Raw genomic sequence first — 12,764 nt, forward strand, 5'->3', positions numbered from 1 at the left:
CCATGACCGAGAAGCTTCTTTTCACCGGCAAGACCCACAACACCGGCGGCCGCAACGGCGGCACCAAGAGCAGCGACGGCATGCTCGAACTCAAGCTGGCACAGCCGCACCCGGCTGCCGAAAACCTCTTCGGTGCTGCATGGTCCGCCTGTTACATCGGCGCGATCGAGGTCGCCGCCTTGCAGAGAAAGATCAAGCTCCCGGCAGGTCTCGCTGTCGACACCGAGATCGATCTGAACGTCAATGACGGCTCCTACTTCCTGCGTGCACGGCTCAATGTCAGCCTGCCGGAACTGGACCGCGACGTCGCCCACGAGCTGATCCATGCGGCCCACGCCATCTGCCCCTATTCCAAGGCAACGCACGGCAACATCGACGTCGAGACCAACCTTATCTGAAACAAACAGCCTGCCCCCAGGATCGACACTGCCGGCACCGACATGTGAATGCGCCGGAACACTCGAAGGACAACGCATCAGGCCTGTCGCTTTAAACCACACGACAGCCTGCATGCCAGCACAGGCGGCCCCGACCGGGGTCGCCCGAGACCCCACCAAGGGTCGGGGCACACCAAATTCACCCATTCTGCGTGACGGACCCTTGGAACCAGTGATCATGGTTCGGGTCCGTCATTTTTTTGGCAGCGTCGAATGGACCGTCATCGCGGCCGGTCGGATAGTCGCCGCGCCCGCAGTCGCATTATGTCCGAGCTAATCCGAACGGATGTCCGACATATCTTTGGGATGACTGGCCGAAAACAGCCACACTCGTCTTGTCGTTTAAGGGAAGGCAACACATCGCAGAAGTGCACCTGGATTTGCGTCCAACCCCGAAGGGAGGCCACCATGCCCACAATCATGGTCTATCACGATGTCAAGGACACCAAACACTGGCTGGCATCCCCTCTGCGCAAGCAGATATTCGAACCGATCGGCGTGACCAATATCCGCACATTCGTCGACATCAAGGCGTCCAACCGCGTCGGCCTGGTCATGGATGTTGCCGACATGGCAAAGCTGGACGCCTTCATGCAGACCAAACCGGCGGCCGATGCGATGGCGCATGACGGCGTGCTGCCGGAAACGCTGGTATTCCTGGTCCAATCGTAACGGTAGAGGCTGTCGCGTCCGCGCCGTCACTCCGCATAATCGACCGGCACCGCCGTGCCGCTTTTCAGGATTTCCATCGAGATCGACGCCGAAACGTCGAACAGCTCGACCTTGCGCACGATCTGCTTGTAGACCACGTCGTAATGCTCGACCCGCGGCAGCACCACCTTGACGATATAGTCGTAGTTTCCGGTCAGCCGGTGCGCTTCGACGATCTCGGGAATGTCGCTGATCGCCCTGCGGAAGGTCTCGATCCATTCGTCGGAGTGATGCGCGGTCTTGATCATCGCAAACACGGTGGTCGGCACGCCCATGCGCTCGCGGTCAAGAACGACGATCCGCCTGGCGATGTAGCCCGCCTCCTCCAGCCGCTGGATACGGCGCGAGCAGGCGGAAAGCGAAAGGTTCACCCGGTCGGCAAGTTCGCCGACCGGCATGCTGCCATCCTGCTGCAACAGCGCCAGGAGCTTTCGGTCTCTCTCGTCAATCACGCTGATCACTCCCATTTCAATTCGCATGCACGCGGCATGTTTGCACAATCCACTAACATGACGCAAATCGTTCGCGCCAAAATGCCATTCTCTCGCTATATAAGCAAACCATTGCGGAAGAAGATCCGGCATATTTCCCTCAATCGAACGACAGCCGCAAAGCACCAAAGCGAGTGGCGACAGGCACAGGGAAAGCGATGATGGAAATGCGCAAGATCGGCCTTATCGGCGGCATGAGCTTCGAAAGCTCGGTGGTCTACTACCGCATGGTCAACGAGGCCGTTCGCGAGCGGCTGGGTGCATTGCATTCGGCAGAGGTGCTGCTGCACTCCGTCGATTTCCAGTCGATCGTCGACCTGCAAAAGGCCGGCCGCTGGGATGACGCCGCAGGAAGGCTCGCCGAGGTTGCCCGCGGGCTGAAGGCCGCCGGCGCCGACTGCGTGCTGATCTGTACCAACACCATGCACCTGATTGCCGATGCCGTTCAGGCGGCCGTCGACATCCCGCTAATCAACATCATCGACGAGACTGCCGCCCGCCTCAAGGCCGCTGGCATCCGCAAGCCGCTGCTGCTTGCCACCCGCTACACCATGGAACACGGCTTCTACGCCGAGCGTATGAAGAGCCACGGCATCGAGGTGATGGTGCCCGACGCGGACGGTCGCACGCTGACGCACAACGTCATCTTCGACGAGCTTTGCGCCGGCAAGGTGCTTGGCACCTCGCGCAGGGCGCTGGTCGAGCTGATCGACAAGGCCGAGGCCGAAGGGGCGGATGCCGTCATCCTCGGCTGCACCGAGATCTGCCTGATCCTCGACCCGAAGGCTCTGCCGCTGCCGGGCTTCGATTCGACCGCGATCCACGCAGACGCCGCCGTAGAATTTGCCCTCGGCGAAGAGGATCTCCGTCGGGCGGCGTAAGGCAGGCATCTAGCGATGCTCGACGGGCGCCCGGCGCTCGCCCCCTTGATCTAGTTGCCGGCACCATAGGCGCGCGGCCCTTCGCTCTCGCAGGTCTTGGCCGTCTGGCGATTGATGATCGAGCCGGCGGCTGAGGCCTCGCGCCCGCAGCGCTCCCGGCCCACCATCGGGGTCAGTGGTTGGCCTTCTTCCACATGAGGTCGTCTCGGAAGCGCAGAGGCTGCCCGAGCAGCGCGCAGAAGAGATTGCATTGCCGCTCTCTTTCAACGGCTAGGAACAAGATCGGCGCTGATAGCAGGAACGCGCTGGAAGCGGTTCGAGAAGCCCCTCATTCGGCGTCGGTCACGTCGCTGGCACAACGCAGCTCTTTCGGCTACGCTGCCGACAGCTTGTCGCAATTCACGTGGCAGGACCCCCAAAAAGCTTCGATGGCCCTTTTGATACAGGGTTATGCCGACCACTCCCCCCCCCGTTCGCGAGCTGCAATGCCTTCTACGTCCGTCCTGCACGACATCCCTGGTGGAAATGCGCTGTTTGAGTGGTTCGGGCGCGTACCCCGCTTCCATGATTCCAAACTGCTTGAGATCACCGTCTCCAGTAACGGAGCCGGGCTGCTGCGCATTCACGCCTGGAATATGACGGACGAGGTGGATGCCAAGGGCTACTTCGTCCTCGACAAGCACGCGATAGTCACTCTTACCCTTGAGGGCGTGACCGCGATCAATTGTACCGATTTCGATATGGTACCGGGCATCATCTTCGATTTGGAAATCACCAAGGTGGACGAGCATTTCCGCGTTGAGTGGGATGCAAGCTACGGAGTGACCGGCTTAATCACGGCCAGACACGTCCGGATCGGCCTGCTACCGGGGAAACCCGACTGAGGCGCTTTTCGTGACAAGCCCTAAGCCCGCCTTAACCCCTTGGCGGCTAAGGAAAGATTGCAGGGATTGGGGATTGCGTGAGCATGGCGGGCATATCGGGGCCGGAGCGTCAGCCGCAGAAATTGCGGCTTGCGGAAATCGTCAGCGCGCTCAGCTACGCGCTCGACCTGACGGACGGCCAGCCGGCGGGCCATAGCGTGCGCTGCTGCTGGATCGGCATGCATCTTGGCGAAAGGCTCGGCCTTTCAGACGCCGAGAAACATGATCTCTACTACACCCTGCTGTTGAAGGACCTCGGCTGCAGCAGCAACGCGGCCCGCATCTGCAAGCTGTTTGCCACCAGCGACCATGATTTCAAGCGCAACGTCAAACTGATCGACAACAGCTTCACCCAGGTTCTCGGCTTCATCGCGGCCAACACCGCCGTGCGCTCCGGCCTCGCCGTCAAGCTGCGCACGGTGCTGAACCTGGCGATGAGCGGCGGCAAGATCGACCGGGAGCTGATCGAAACCCGCTGCGAACGCGGCGCCGAGATCGCGCGACGCATGCGCTTTTCCGAGCCGGTCGCGCAGGCCATCCTCGATCTCGACGAGCATTGGGACGGTCGCGGCCAGCCGCTCGGGCGCAAGGGTGCGGAGATCTCTCTGCTGGCGCGCATCGCACTCCTCGCGCAGGTCGTCGACGTCTTCTTCATTACATCAGGCCGCAAGGCCGCCTGTCGCGAAGTGCACCGCCGGGCGGGAAAGTGGTTCGACCCGCATCTGGCTTCGGTCTTCGAAGACGTCGCGGCTGACCCCGATTTCTGGTCGGCACTGGAGAACCCACAGCTCGACAACCGCGTCTTTGCCCTTGAGCCCGCCGGGTTTTCACAGGCCGTGGACGAGGACCTGCTCGACGACATCGCCGACGGCTTCGCCCAGGTCATCGACGCCAAGAGCCCGTTTACCAGCGGCCACAGCAAGCGCGTGGCGCTCTTTGCCGACCTGATCGCGACGGAGCTCGGCTTCAGCCGCGCCCGCAAACGCTGGCTGGTGCGCGGCGCACTGCTGCACGACATCGGCAAGCTCGGCGTTTCCAACGAGGTTCTGGACAAGCCTGCCAAGCTCGACCCGCAGGAATGGGCCGCGATGAAGGGCCACCCCGACCTCGGCGCCGCCATCCTGGAGCGGATCGACGCTTTTCGCAGGCTCGCCACAATCGCCCGCAATCATCATGAGAAACTCGACGGCAGCGGCTATCCCAACGGCCTGTCAGGCAGCGAACTCGACCTCGAAACGCGCATCGTCACGGTCGCCGATATCTTCGACGCGCTGACGGCCGACCGGCCCTACCGCGCTGCCATGCCGGCCTCAAAGGCGCTGGCGATCATGACAGCCGATGTCGGGGTCGGCCTCGACCCCGCCTGTTACGACGCCTTGACGCGCGCTTTGCAGGGCCTGGAAGCCAAGGCCGCCTAACTCCACGAACATATGCAAAAACAAAGCGCTACGACGCCTTCGCGATTCACCTTGCGAACGGCGAACCTTACCCCTTAAAGGCCTTTCGCCCCGCTGCGAGGCCCGCGAAGGCCAATGCAATTGCCCCAGGGGTCGCGGACCTGACACATCCACAACCCGTCCTCGATCGCCAGCGGACCGCGATAGAGTGGCGCGCCCAGATCGTTGAAATGGGCAAGCGCCCGGTCGAAATCCTCGACCTGCCAATAGACGACCGTACCGGCCGCGCCGCTTGCCACCTTCTCATCCGCCGGCACGATTTCCAGATGGGTCGAGCCAATCTTCAGATATTCGAAATCGAAAGCCTCCAGCCGACGCCGTTCGGCGCTCGGGAAGGCACGCTGGTACCAGGAAAGCCCCGCCTCCACATCGGCGACATGCACCAGAACGGCAGACACGAATACAGTCATGGGCATCCTCGTCATGGGGCGAATCGAGCCTTACGGCCTCGTCGAAAGAGGCCGGCCTTATACAGCCTGGATGCGCCGCCCCCAACGCATTTCAGCCGACACTGCCCAACCTCTCCGGGCAAGGAAATGGGCAAGGCGAAAGACGAGGGAGGCAAGCAGACGCGCCTGACAGGCGCGCGCCGTAAATGTGCTCTGAGGCAGGACGCTTCAGGCCCGCACCGGCACCGCCGCTGCCACGCTCGACCGATGACCTTCGTCCTTAACACGCGCCCAGTCGCACTCCTTCAGCCCCGCGGCCGCGAAGGGATCGATTAGCGTGCCCGAGACGATCGAGGCGAGCAGCGCCGGCGAAGGCGGAATGCGGGCGATCGTCGCCACCAACCGGTCGCGCAGCCAGGCAAGGGCCACCGAATCCGACTGGTAGAAGGGGGTGAAGGCCAGCGACAGCATCTGGAACAGCGCCATATGGTTGCGCCTCGCCCGACCGTAGGCGGCGAGTGCGGCGGCGAGATCATCAGTCACGGAAAGCGTGTGGGCCAGCGTCGCCGCATCGATCAGCGCCATGTTGGCGCCCTGCCCCAGCTGCGGGCTTGTCGAATGCGCGCTGTCGCCGACGAAGGCGACGCGGCCCGACGCCGGCGGGCGCATGGTGCGGTGGGCATAGCGCGCCAGTGTCAGCTGCTCCCAATCGTCGATCTGGTCGAGCAAGGGCGCACATTCAGGCCAATACCCGCGAATGCCCGCCTTCCATTTGTCGAGACCCGCGCGCTTCACGGCATCGGCATCGCCGGCCTTGACGCTCCAGAAGAAGGCGACGCGGTTGCGCGCCCCGGCTTGCGCCCGGCCCGCCGGCAGGATGCCGATCATCACCTTGGCTCGGTCATAGCGCTGCGTCAGCGCGTGCGGGTCATGGGCAAGGCCGTCGCTGTCGAGCGTCGCCCAGAAGGCGCCATAGGCAAGTTCGCGCACGCCGGGCGCCGTCTCTGCCCCGGCTGCGATCGCCGAGCGCGCACCGGTCGCATCGATGACGAGATCGTAGCGTCCGACCTCCTGGCCCGAGGCGTCGAGCAGCAGCGCTTTTTCACCCACCGTGCTGGCCGCGGCCAGCGTCACCCCCGTGCGTATCGGAATGCCCTCGGCAATGACGGCATCGTGCAACACGCCGAACAGGGCCGCCCGCTGCACGGCCAGCCCGAAACGACCACCGGCTAGCGCATCGTAACGCACATCGAGCACGGTCCGGCCGGACTTCGCGTCGGCACCATAAAGCCGGTCGATCCGGCTGCCGAGCGACAGCATCGGCTGCAACAGGTCAAGCGCACCCAAAACTGTCAGGCCGGTCGGCTGCAGCATCAGCCCGGAACCGACAGGTGACGGCTCCTGGAAACGTTCGAGGAGTTCAACCCGATGGCCCTGCCGCGACAGCATCAGGGCTGCCGCAAGCCCCGCCGGGCCGGCACCCGCAATGCCGATGGTCAATGTCTTCATGGGTCCCCAAGATGGCGCGAGATCGAAGCGCTGCGTTTGTTTCCTCGGAAAACTATAGGGAAAATCAAAGCGCTACGGCAAGCTCGCTTTGCCGGGACATGGCGTCGCGCACCGCGCGGCCAGACGCAACCGCCCCTCATCCGCCTGCCGACACGTTCTCCCCGCCTGGCGGGGAGAAGGGACATCGCGGCACACGCTCGTCCCACGACAGCGCCTCTCAGTCACACCGCTCTTTGACAATAGATGCCAGGTGATGATGCAGCCGCATCGCTCGTCCCCTCTCCCCGCACGCGCGGAGAGGGTTAGGGTGAGGGGCAGAGCGCACCCAAAGGTGAGGCGGCTGAACGAGCCTCTCCGGCAGACCGGACAAACGCCCCCTCAGGACGCCGCGTCATACACCTCGCGGGCCGAACGGATGGCCCCGTGGTTGGCAAGCGACCAGTCGACAAAATGCTTCAGCAATGCCAACAGCGATCGCCCGAGATCGGTCAGCGCATATTCCACGCTCGGCGGCTGTGTCGGGAACACCGTGCGGCTGATGTAGCCGTCGCGCTGCAGGTCGCGCAGCGTCTGCGTCAGCATGCGCTGGGAAATATCGGGGATCAGCCTTCGCAGTTCGGAAAACCGCAGGGCGCCGTCGGCGAGTGACAGGATCATCAGCGAATTCCACTTGCCGCCGATATTGTCCATGACATCGCGCACCGGGCAGTTTTCGACATCCATCGGCACGCCGCAGACCATCGCCACGCGCTTGCCCTTCACATCACCGGTCAGCTTGTTCATCGGTATCTGCCTTTCTCGGCCTGTTCGACGCGGGGGACGGTACCCTTTTTGTAACCACAGCAGAAAAAACTGCCTCCTTTACAGCTCTTACCAGATTACTAGATTAGAGCAACTCTCAAAAAGAGACCAATACCGGCAGACCCGCTTTCCCTCCCGAAGCCGATCGGCTGGCACCACAGAGAAAAGGAAAAGTTCATGTCCGATACACTGCTCGTGACCGGCGCCACCGGCCAGCTCGGCAAGCTCGTGCTCGATGCGCTCCTGGCATCCGGCAAGGTCGAGCCCGCCAACATCATCGCCACCAGCCGCGACACGGCAAAGCTGTCCGACTATGTCGGCAAGGGCGTACAGGCACGCGTTGCCGACTTCGACGATCCGGCCTCCCTCGACGAGGCTTTTGCCGGCGCCGACCGCATCCTGATCATCTCCACCGACGCACTCGACCAGCCGGGCAAGCGCCTGCGCCAGCACCTGGCCGCCGTCACCGCCGCTGAGAAGGCCGGCGCGAAGCACATTCTCTACACCTCGATGCCAAATCCGGAAACCTCGGTCATCCCGTTTGCGCCGGACCACCTCGGCACGGAAAACGCCATCAAGGCGACCGGCATCCCCTACACCATCCTGCGCAACGGCTGGTACATGGAAAACCTGTTCATGGCGCTGCCGCATGCGCTTGAAACCGGACAGTGGTACTCGTCCTCCGGCCAGGGTCGCCTCGCCCACCTCGCCCGCGCCGACGCGGCAAAGGCCGCCGCAGCCGCCCTGCTTTCCGCAGGTAGCGAAAGCCGCACCTACACGCTGACCGGACCCGAGCTGCGCTCGACCGACGAGATCGCAGCCCTCGTCTCCAAGGCGGCCGGCAAACCGCTCGACGTCGTGCATATTTCCGACGACGCGCTGGCGGGCGGCTTGAAGGGCGCGGGCCTGCCCGACTTCCTGATCCCGATCGTCGTCTCTTTCGACGCCAACACCCGCGAAGGCCATATCGATATGGTGACGAGCGACGTGAGTGCCCTGACCGGCGCCACGCCACTGCCGCTCACCGCTTTCCTCGACGCCAGCAGGGCAAGACTTGCCGGCTGATCGGCGCTCATAGAAGCGAGGTGGGCCCGGCCGTTTGCGCCGGGCTCATCGTTTGCGGCGAAGTCCGGGAACGGTTGTTCCAGATCGGCCTGCCCTGCCGACGACCGGTTAGGGTCTTGAACCAGGAATAGCGCCTCCGCGTTTTTGTTCTTGTTATGTTCACGACATCACGATATAGATCCCGTCGGTTCCGCAACCGAGAAATGGGGGAGATCATGACCGTTTACATGACAGTGGGCGCACTGGATTCCGACTCGTCCAATGCCTTCTATGACGCAGCCTTGGCGACCATCGGCTGGAGCAAGCACACGGATTTTCCGGGCTGGCGCGCCTATTCCGAAGGTGGAGCAGGCGCAGGACCTGTCCTGTGGGTCTGCAAACCCTTCAACGGCGAACCGGCAAGCGCCGGAAATGGCGCCATGGTCGGCTTCATGGTCAAATCCCGTGCGGAAGTGGATGCCTTTTACGAAGCGGCCATGGCCCATGGCGGAGCAGATGAAGGCGCGCCCGCCGCGCGCCCACATTACGGGCCCACCTGGTACGCCGCCTATATGCGCGACCCCTCGGGAAACAAGATTTCCGTCGTCCATAACGATTAGCGTTTCACCCAGTTTGTGAAACATCCGAAAGCCGAGATGCGGCGCGTTCGAGGCAGACCCTGCGAAACGGCGACAGCGACTCCATCGGCGCTGCGCGGCTTGCGTCGCCGTCTATCGAGCGGCCTCTACCGGCGCCACGTCTCCTCGCACCGCGATCTCGGCCAGGGCAAGCGCGCTGATGCCGGCAAGGAAGAAGCCGGCCGACAGGTTCAGCGTCGTACCGTCGTAGAAGGCACCCATTGCAATCGCAAACAGGGTCGCCACCAGGCTGGATCCGGAAGCGATCAACGATGCGCCCAGCCCCGCGACCTGGCCAAGCGAGCGCATGGCCATGGCGTTCAGGTTGCCGAACAGCACCCCGATCGCAAAGAACGCCGCAAAGCCGAGCGCCATCAGCAGAGGTAAGGGCGGCCGTCCGCCCCAGGAAGCCGATACCGCGAGCATCACCAGTCCGGCTGCGGCCAGACCGAGAAAGCCATATCGCGCCATTGTCTCCGCCCCGAAGCGCTGCACGAGCTTCGCGTTGAGGAGCGAGGCAAGCCCGATGCCCGTCGCCAGCATCGCGAAATACAACGGGAAGGTCTGGCCGATCCCGTAGGCATCGAAGAACAGATCCGCCGCCGTGCTGAGATAGAGGAGCTGCGCCCCGAAAACCATTCCGGTCGCCACGATCAAGAGCGTCACGCGCCGGTTCGACAGGATGCGCCGCCCGTTCAGCAGGAGAAGCTTTGGGCGAAAGGGAATGCGCTTGGCTCGCGGCAGCGTTTCCGGCTGCCGCAGCACCAGCCACACCCCGAGAAGGCCCGCCACTGCAAGATAGACGGCAAAGACACTGCGCCAGCCGCCGATGGCGATGATGCCCTGCGCCATAGCCGGAGCCAGCATCGGCACGAGAATGAAGAGCGTGAACATGAACGACATGACCCGGGCCATTGCGTCGCCCTCGAACTGGTCGCGGATCATGGCGCGCGTGGCGATCTTCGGCCCGGACACGCCGACCCCCTGCAGCAGCCGGCCCAGAATGACCATCTCGAGCGAGCCCGCCACCATGGCGATAACCGTGCCGAGCGCATAGACGCCAAGGCCGAGAACAAGCGCCTTCTTTCGCCCCATAGCGTCGGAGAGCGGGCCCAGCAGCAATTCCCCGAACGCCATGCCGAGGATGAAGAGCGAAATGATGTGCTGGGTGGAAAGCGGTGGCGCGACGCCGACATCGGCGCCAATCTGGCGCAGACCCGGCAACAGCGCATCGACGCTGATGGAGGTGAGCGAGGTCAGGAGGGCATAGAGCGCGATGCGCTCACGGAAACTGGTCTGAGATGTCATTGGCCGCATATATGGGAAAACATTGGCTCAACCTATAGCAGTCTTGCCGCTGATATCTGTGGTGGAAATTGAGCACCCCTTGCAAGGGCGATCGGCGCTCAGCAGGTCAGGTGTGAAGCATCCGCCAGGCTGACGACCGCCCGATTTCGGAAGAAGTTATCCTGGCGTAGATGCGTGATGCTCCCCGATTTTGCCGGGAAGCTCAGGAAGCCGCAGGCATCGATCGGCACCTTCATCCAGGCCGCGAGAACCAGCGTCAACGTGAAGCCATGGGTGACGATGATCTGCGTCTCGCACGGCCGCTCGACGATCGCGTTCACGCGGGGATAGACGCGGGCGGCCACGTCGCGGCGCGTTTCCGCGCCATCGATCCCGCAGGGATAATCGAGCCGGTTGTCGTCGGGCGCCGGGCTATAGCGCGCGTCGAGCCACGCCTGGGGTTTCCCGCCGGCCACGCCGTAGCTGATTTCCCGGAGATCCGCGGTCTCGGCCACCGGCCGTTGGAAGCGCCTGGCAATGGCTGCTGCCGTCTGCGAAGCCCGACGAAGATCCGAGCTGTGGATCTCCACGTCTCTGTCACCAATCAACGCCAGCAGCCGTTCGGCCGTCGCCGCCGCATCCTCTTGGCCCCGCGCCGTCAGGTCGGTGTCGTACCAGCCTCCCACCCTATCCTCTTCGTGATGGATGGACTGCGTGTGGGTAACGACGAAAATGTCTTTCATATCGGTCGTCTCATCAAATTCGCGTCTTGCAGGACGCTCTGAAAAACAGAGATGCCGAGACTGTTCTGGGAGCGAAGGGCCGGACGTCCTGCAGTTGCTTCTCGTATCGTGCGAACCGCAATCATCCGGCTCAAATCGCCGCCGCTGACCGCGGCCCTACGGCCTTTGGCTGCGAACGCACACCTGTTCCCGCAACGCGACGATCTCTTCGTGATGATCGCCAAAGCTGTACATGTCGAAACAGAAGCCAATGCTCAAGGCGGTGGCAAGCTTCTGAAGCTCAAAGTCCAACTCCCAGCCGAAACTCTGCTGATAGTAGCCGACGCAGGCGATCTGAAGCCTGGCCATGGTCGCGGCGTGCAGCAGCCCCTCACGATAGGGCGAGAGGGCATCCAACAGAGATCTGACATGCTGGTTCAGCGGATGCGTATCGTCCAGCCCGCTATTCAGCTTCCAGCGTGACTGCGCCCGCCTGAAGGCATGCCCCCGTGCGAAAAACCCTTCCCCCGTTGCCCAGCTTTCGCTGGGATCAAGGCCGATTGCATTAGTGATATCTGTCGGGTCGAAGGCGCCTACGGCACAGAAATAGGCATATTCGCGATCCGCGACCGCTTGCATTGCATCACACCGCCTGCCCGCAGGCGCGGCGGAAGCGGCGCACGGTCTCAGCCATGCCGTATTCCAGCGCGTCGGCAGTCAGGCCGTGGCCGATCGACACTTCGGCGATATTAGGGACATGCTTGACGAGCAGCGGCAGGTTGGCGACCGTCAGGTCGTGGCCGGCATTCACTTCGAGGCCGAGGCTGGCGGCGATCGCGGCGGTGCGCCCCAGTTCGGCGGCAATCTTCTCCGCCTTTTCCGGGTCGTCATAGCAGCCGCCATAGGGGCCCGTGTAAAGCTCGATGCGGTCGGCACCGGTTTCCCGGGCAATGCGCAGCGCCTCCGCGTCCTCGTCGCCATCGGCAAACAGCGAAACCCGGAATCCCTTCTTCTTCAGCCTGCCGACAACACTGCCGAGAAGGTTGTGGTTCTTGCGGAAGTCCCAGCCGTGGTCGGAGGTCGCCTGCGCCGGATCATCGGGCACCAGCGTCACCTGCTCCGGCTCATGGGTTTCGACGAGGCGCAGAAACTCCTCGTTCGGGTAGCCTTCCATGTTGAATTCGGTCTCGGAAAACTCGTCGTCGATGAGATCGCGGATCGGCTGCAGGTCGGAAAAGCGCACATGCCGCTGGTCGGGGCGTGGATGCACCGTCAGCCCGCTTGCGCCGGCCTCGAGAGCGATACGGCCGAGCGCAGTAACGGACGGCCAGGGAAGATCGCGCCGGTTGCGCAGCATGGCAACGGCATTCAGATTCACGGACAGTTTTGCGGGCATGTCGGAACTTTCCAGAGGCGGGCAATGTCAATGCAATCTTCTACTGCATAATTGCAAAAACCGAAAACGGTTTGAGGC

Annotated in this window: 15 protein-coding genes and 1 pseudogene; 7 read left to right on the forward strand and 9 right to left on the reverse strand. The window is 63.1% G+C overall.

Going from position 1 to position 12,764, the window contains the following annotated elements; translation table 11 throughout:
• The first annotated feature begins 2 nt into the window (after nucleotides 1–2).
• Together LPJGGPFB_RS14315 and LPJGGPFB_RS14320 are read left to right on the forward strand one after the other, a co-directional pair.
• Complete coding sequence (locus tag LPJGGPFB_RS14315) at nucleotides 3–398, forward strand: Ohr family peroxiredoxin (protein WP_173420508.1); 396 nt, start codon at nucleotides 3–5, stop codon at nucleotides 396–398.
• Between the two features lie 447 nt (nucleotides 399–845).
• Nucleotides 846–1,109, forward strand: a complete 264-nt coding sequence (locus LPJGGPFB_RS14320) for a hypothetical protein (RefSeq protein ID WP_173420509.1) — start codon at nucleotides 846–848, stop codon at nucleotides 1,107–1,109.
• A gap of 26 nt (nucleotides 1,110–1,135) precedes the next feature.
• Here the strand turns inward: LPJGGPFB_RS14320 and LPJGGPFB_RS14325 are convergent, their stop codons facing one another.
• On the reverse strand, nucleotides 1,136–1,600 hold the full coding sequence (locus tag LPJGGPFB_RS14325; RefSeq protein WP_173420510.1) for an Lrp/AsnC family transcriptional regulator: 465 nt from the start codon (nucleotides 1,598–1,600) through the stop codon (nucleotides 1,136–1,138).
• Between the two features lie 200 nt (nucleotides 1,601–1,800).
• Between LPJGGPFB_RS14325 and LPJGGPFB_RS14330 the strand changes: the two genes are divergently transcribed.
• Nucleotides 1,801–2,520, forward strand: a complete 720-nt coding sequence (locus LPJGGPFB_RS14330; protein ID WP_173420511.1) for an aspartate/glutamate racemase family protein — start codon at nucleotides 1,801–1,803, stop codon at nucleotides 2,518–2,520.
• 56 nt (nucleotides 2,521–2,576) lie between these two features.
• Here the strand turns inward: LPJGGPFB_RS14330 and LPJGGPFB_RS14335 are convergent.
• Nucleotides 2,577–2,734 (reverse strand): annotated as a pseudogene (locus tag LPJGGPFB_RS14335) (IS5/IS1182 family transposase); the annotation flags it as partial.
• A gap of 271 nt (nucleotides 2,735–3,005) precedes the next feature.
• Between LPJGGPFB_RS14335 and LPJGGPFB_RS14340 the strand changes: the two are divergent.
• Nucleotides 3,006–3,404: a hypothetical protein gene (locus LPJGGPFB_RS14340; RefSeq protein ID WP_173420513.1), complete on the forward strand. Its 399-nt coding sequence runs from the start codon at nucleotides 3,006–3,008 to the stop codon at nucleotides 3,402–3,404.
• Nucleotides 3,405–3,487: 83 nt separating this feature from the next.
• Nucleotides 3,488–4,861, forward strand: coding sequence for an HD-GYP domain-containing protein (locus LPJGGPFB_RS14345; protein ID WP_173420514.1), 1,374 nt, complete (start codon nucleotides 3,488–3,490; stop codon nucleotides 4,859–4,861).
• Between the two features lie 74 nt (nucleotides 4,862–4,935).
• Here the strand turns inward: LPJGGPFB_RS14345 and LPJGGPFB_RS14350 are convergent, their stop codons facing one another.
• The 3 genes from LPJGGPFB_RS14350 to LPJGGPFB_RS14360 form a co-directional block, all read right to left on the reverse strand.
• Nucleotides 4,936–5,310 (reverse strand): VOC family protein, encoded by a 375-nt coding sequence (locus LPJGGPFB_RS14350; protein ID WP_173420515.1) that lies wholly within the window; start codon nucleotides 5,308–5,310, stop codon nucleotides 4,936–4,938.
• A gap of 207 nt (nucleotides 5,311–5,517) precedes the next feature.
• Nucleotides 5,518–6,798, reverse strand: coding sequence for an FAD-dependent oxidoreductase (locus LPJGGPFB_RS14355; protein WP_173420516.1), 1,281 nt, complete (start codon nucleotides 6,796–6,798; stop codon nucleotides 5,518–5,520).
• A 378-nt stretch (nucleotides 6,799–7,176) separates the two neighbouring features.
• On the reverse strand, nucleotides 7,177–7,581 hold the full coding sequence (locus LPJGGPFB_RS14360) for a winged helix-turn-helix transcriptional regulator (protein ID WP_173420517.1): 405 nt from the start codon (nucleotides 7,579–7,581) through the stop codon (nucleotides 7,177–7,179).
• Nucleotides 7,582–7,776: 195 nt separating this feature from the next.
• On the opposite strand from LPJGGPFB_RS14360, the gene LPJGGPFB_RS14365 reads away from it, so the two are divergent.
• Nucleotides 7,777–8,664: an SDR family oxidoreductase gene (locus LPJGGPFB_RS14365; RefSeq protein ID WP_173420518.1), complete on the forward strand. Its 888-nt coding sequence runs from the start codon at nucleotides 7,777–7,779 to the stop codon at nucleotides 8,662–8,664.
• Nucleotides 8,665–8,879: 215 nt separating this feature from the next.
• Nucleotides 8,880–9,263 (forward strand): VOC family protein, encoded by a 384-nt coding sequence (locus LPJGGPFB_RS14370; protein ID WP_173420519.1) that lies wholly within the window; start codon nucleotides 8,880–8,882, stop codon nucleotides 9,261–9,263.
• Between the two features lie 111 nt (nucleotides 9,264–9,374).
• Here the strand turns inward: LPJGGPFB_RS14370 and LPJGGPFB_RS14375 are convergent, their stop codons facing one another.
• From LPJGGPFB_RS14375 to LPJGGPFB_RS14390, 4 genes are all read right to left on the reverse strand, one after another.
• Nucleotides 9,375–10,589 (reverse strand): multidrug effflux MFS transporter, encoded by a 1,215-nt coding sequence (locus LPJGGPFB_RS14375; RefSeq protein ID WP_173420520.1) that lies wholly within the window; start codon nucleotides 10,587–10,589, stop codon nucleotides 9,375–9,377.
• A gap of 98 nt (nucleotides 10,590–10,687) precedes the next feature.
• Entirely contained in the window at nucleotides 10,688–11,311 is a 624-nt protein-coding gene (locus tag LPJGGPFB_RS14380) for a histidine phosphatase family protein (RefSeq protein ID WP_173420521.1), read from the reverse strand.
• Nucleotides 11,312–11,467: 156 nt separating this feature from the next.
• Entirely contained in the window at nucleotides 11,468–11,929 is a 462-nt protein-coding gene (locus tag LPJGGPFB_RS14385) for a DUF4279 domain-containing protein (RefSeq protein WP_173420522.1), read from the reverse strand.
• 4 nt (nucleotides 11,930–11,933) lie between these two features.
• Complete coding sequence (locus LPJGGPFB_RS14390) at nucleotides 11,934–12,686, reverse strand: pyridoxine 5'-phosphate synthase (RefSeq protein WP_173420523.1); 753 nt, start codon at nucleotides 12,684–12,686, stop codon at nucleotides 11,934–11,936.
• Between the last annotated feature and the right edge of the window lie 78 nt (nucleotides 12,687–12,764).

Source organism: Ensifer adhaerens (assembly GCF_013283195.1).
Classification (GTDB): domain Bacteria; phylum Pseudomonadota; class Alphaproteobacteria; order Rhizobiales; family Rhizobiaceae; genus Ensifer; species Ensifer adhaerens_G.

Coding starts and splice junctions, on each gene's coding strand:
- LPJGGPFB_RS14315 (WP_173420508.1), top strand. CDS start 3: ATGACCGAGAAGCTTCTTTTCACCGGCAAGACCCACAACACCGGCGGC.
- LPJGGPFB_RS14320 (WP_173420509.1), top strand. CDS start 846: ATGCCCACAATCATGGTCTATCACGATGTCAAGGACACCAAACACTGG.
- LPJGGPFB_RS14330 (WP_173420511.1), top strand. CDS start 1,801: ATGGAAATGCGCAAGATCGGCCTTATCGGCGGCATGAGCTTCGAAAGC.
- LPJGGPFB_RS14340 (WP_173420513.1), top strand. CDS start 3,006: ATGCCTTCTACGTCCGTCCTGCACGACATCCCTGGTGGAAATGCGCTG.
- LPJGGPFB_RS14345 (WP_173420514.1), top strand. CDS start 3,488: ATGGCGGGCATATCGGGGCCGGAGCGTCAGCCGCAGAAATTGCGGCTT.
- LPJGGPFB_RS14350 (WP_173420515.1), bottom strand. CDS start 5,310: ATGACTGTATTCGTGTCTGCCGTTCTGGTGCATGTCGCCGATGTGGAG.
- LPJGGPFB_RS14355 (WP_173420516.1), bottom strand. CDS start 6,798: ATGAAGACATTGACCATCGGCATTGCGGGTGCCGGCCCGGCGGGGCTT.
- LPJGGPFB_RS14360 (WP_173420517.1), bottom strand. CDS start 7,581: ATGAACAAGCTGACCGGTGATGTGAAGGGCAAGCGCGTGGCGATGGTC.
- LPJGGPFB_RS14365 (WP_173420518.1), top strand. CDS start 7,777: ATGTCCGATACACTGCTCGTGACCGGCGCCACCGGCCAGCTCGGCAAG.
- LPJGGPFB_RS14370 (WP_173420519.1), top strand. CDS start 8,880: ATGACCGTTTACATGACAGTGGGCGCACTGGATTCCGACTCGTCCAAT.
- LPJGGPFB_RS14375 (WP_173420520.1), bottom strand. CDS start 10,589: ATGACATCTCAGACCAGTTTCCGTGAGCGCATCGCGCTCTATGCCCTC.
- LPJGGPFB_RS14380 (WP_173420521.1), bottom strand. CDS start 11,311: ATGAAAGACATTTTCGTCGTTACCCACACGCAGTCCATCCATCACGAA.
- LPJGGPFB_RS14385 (WP_173420522.1), bottom strand. CDS start 11,929: ATGCAAGCGGTCGCGGATCGCGAATATGCCTATTTCTGTGCCGTAGGC.
- LPJGGPFB_RS14390 (WP_173420523.1), bottom strand. CDS start 12,686: ATGCCCGCAAAACTGTCCGTGAATCTGAATGCCGTTGCCATGCTGCGC.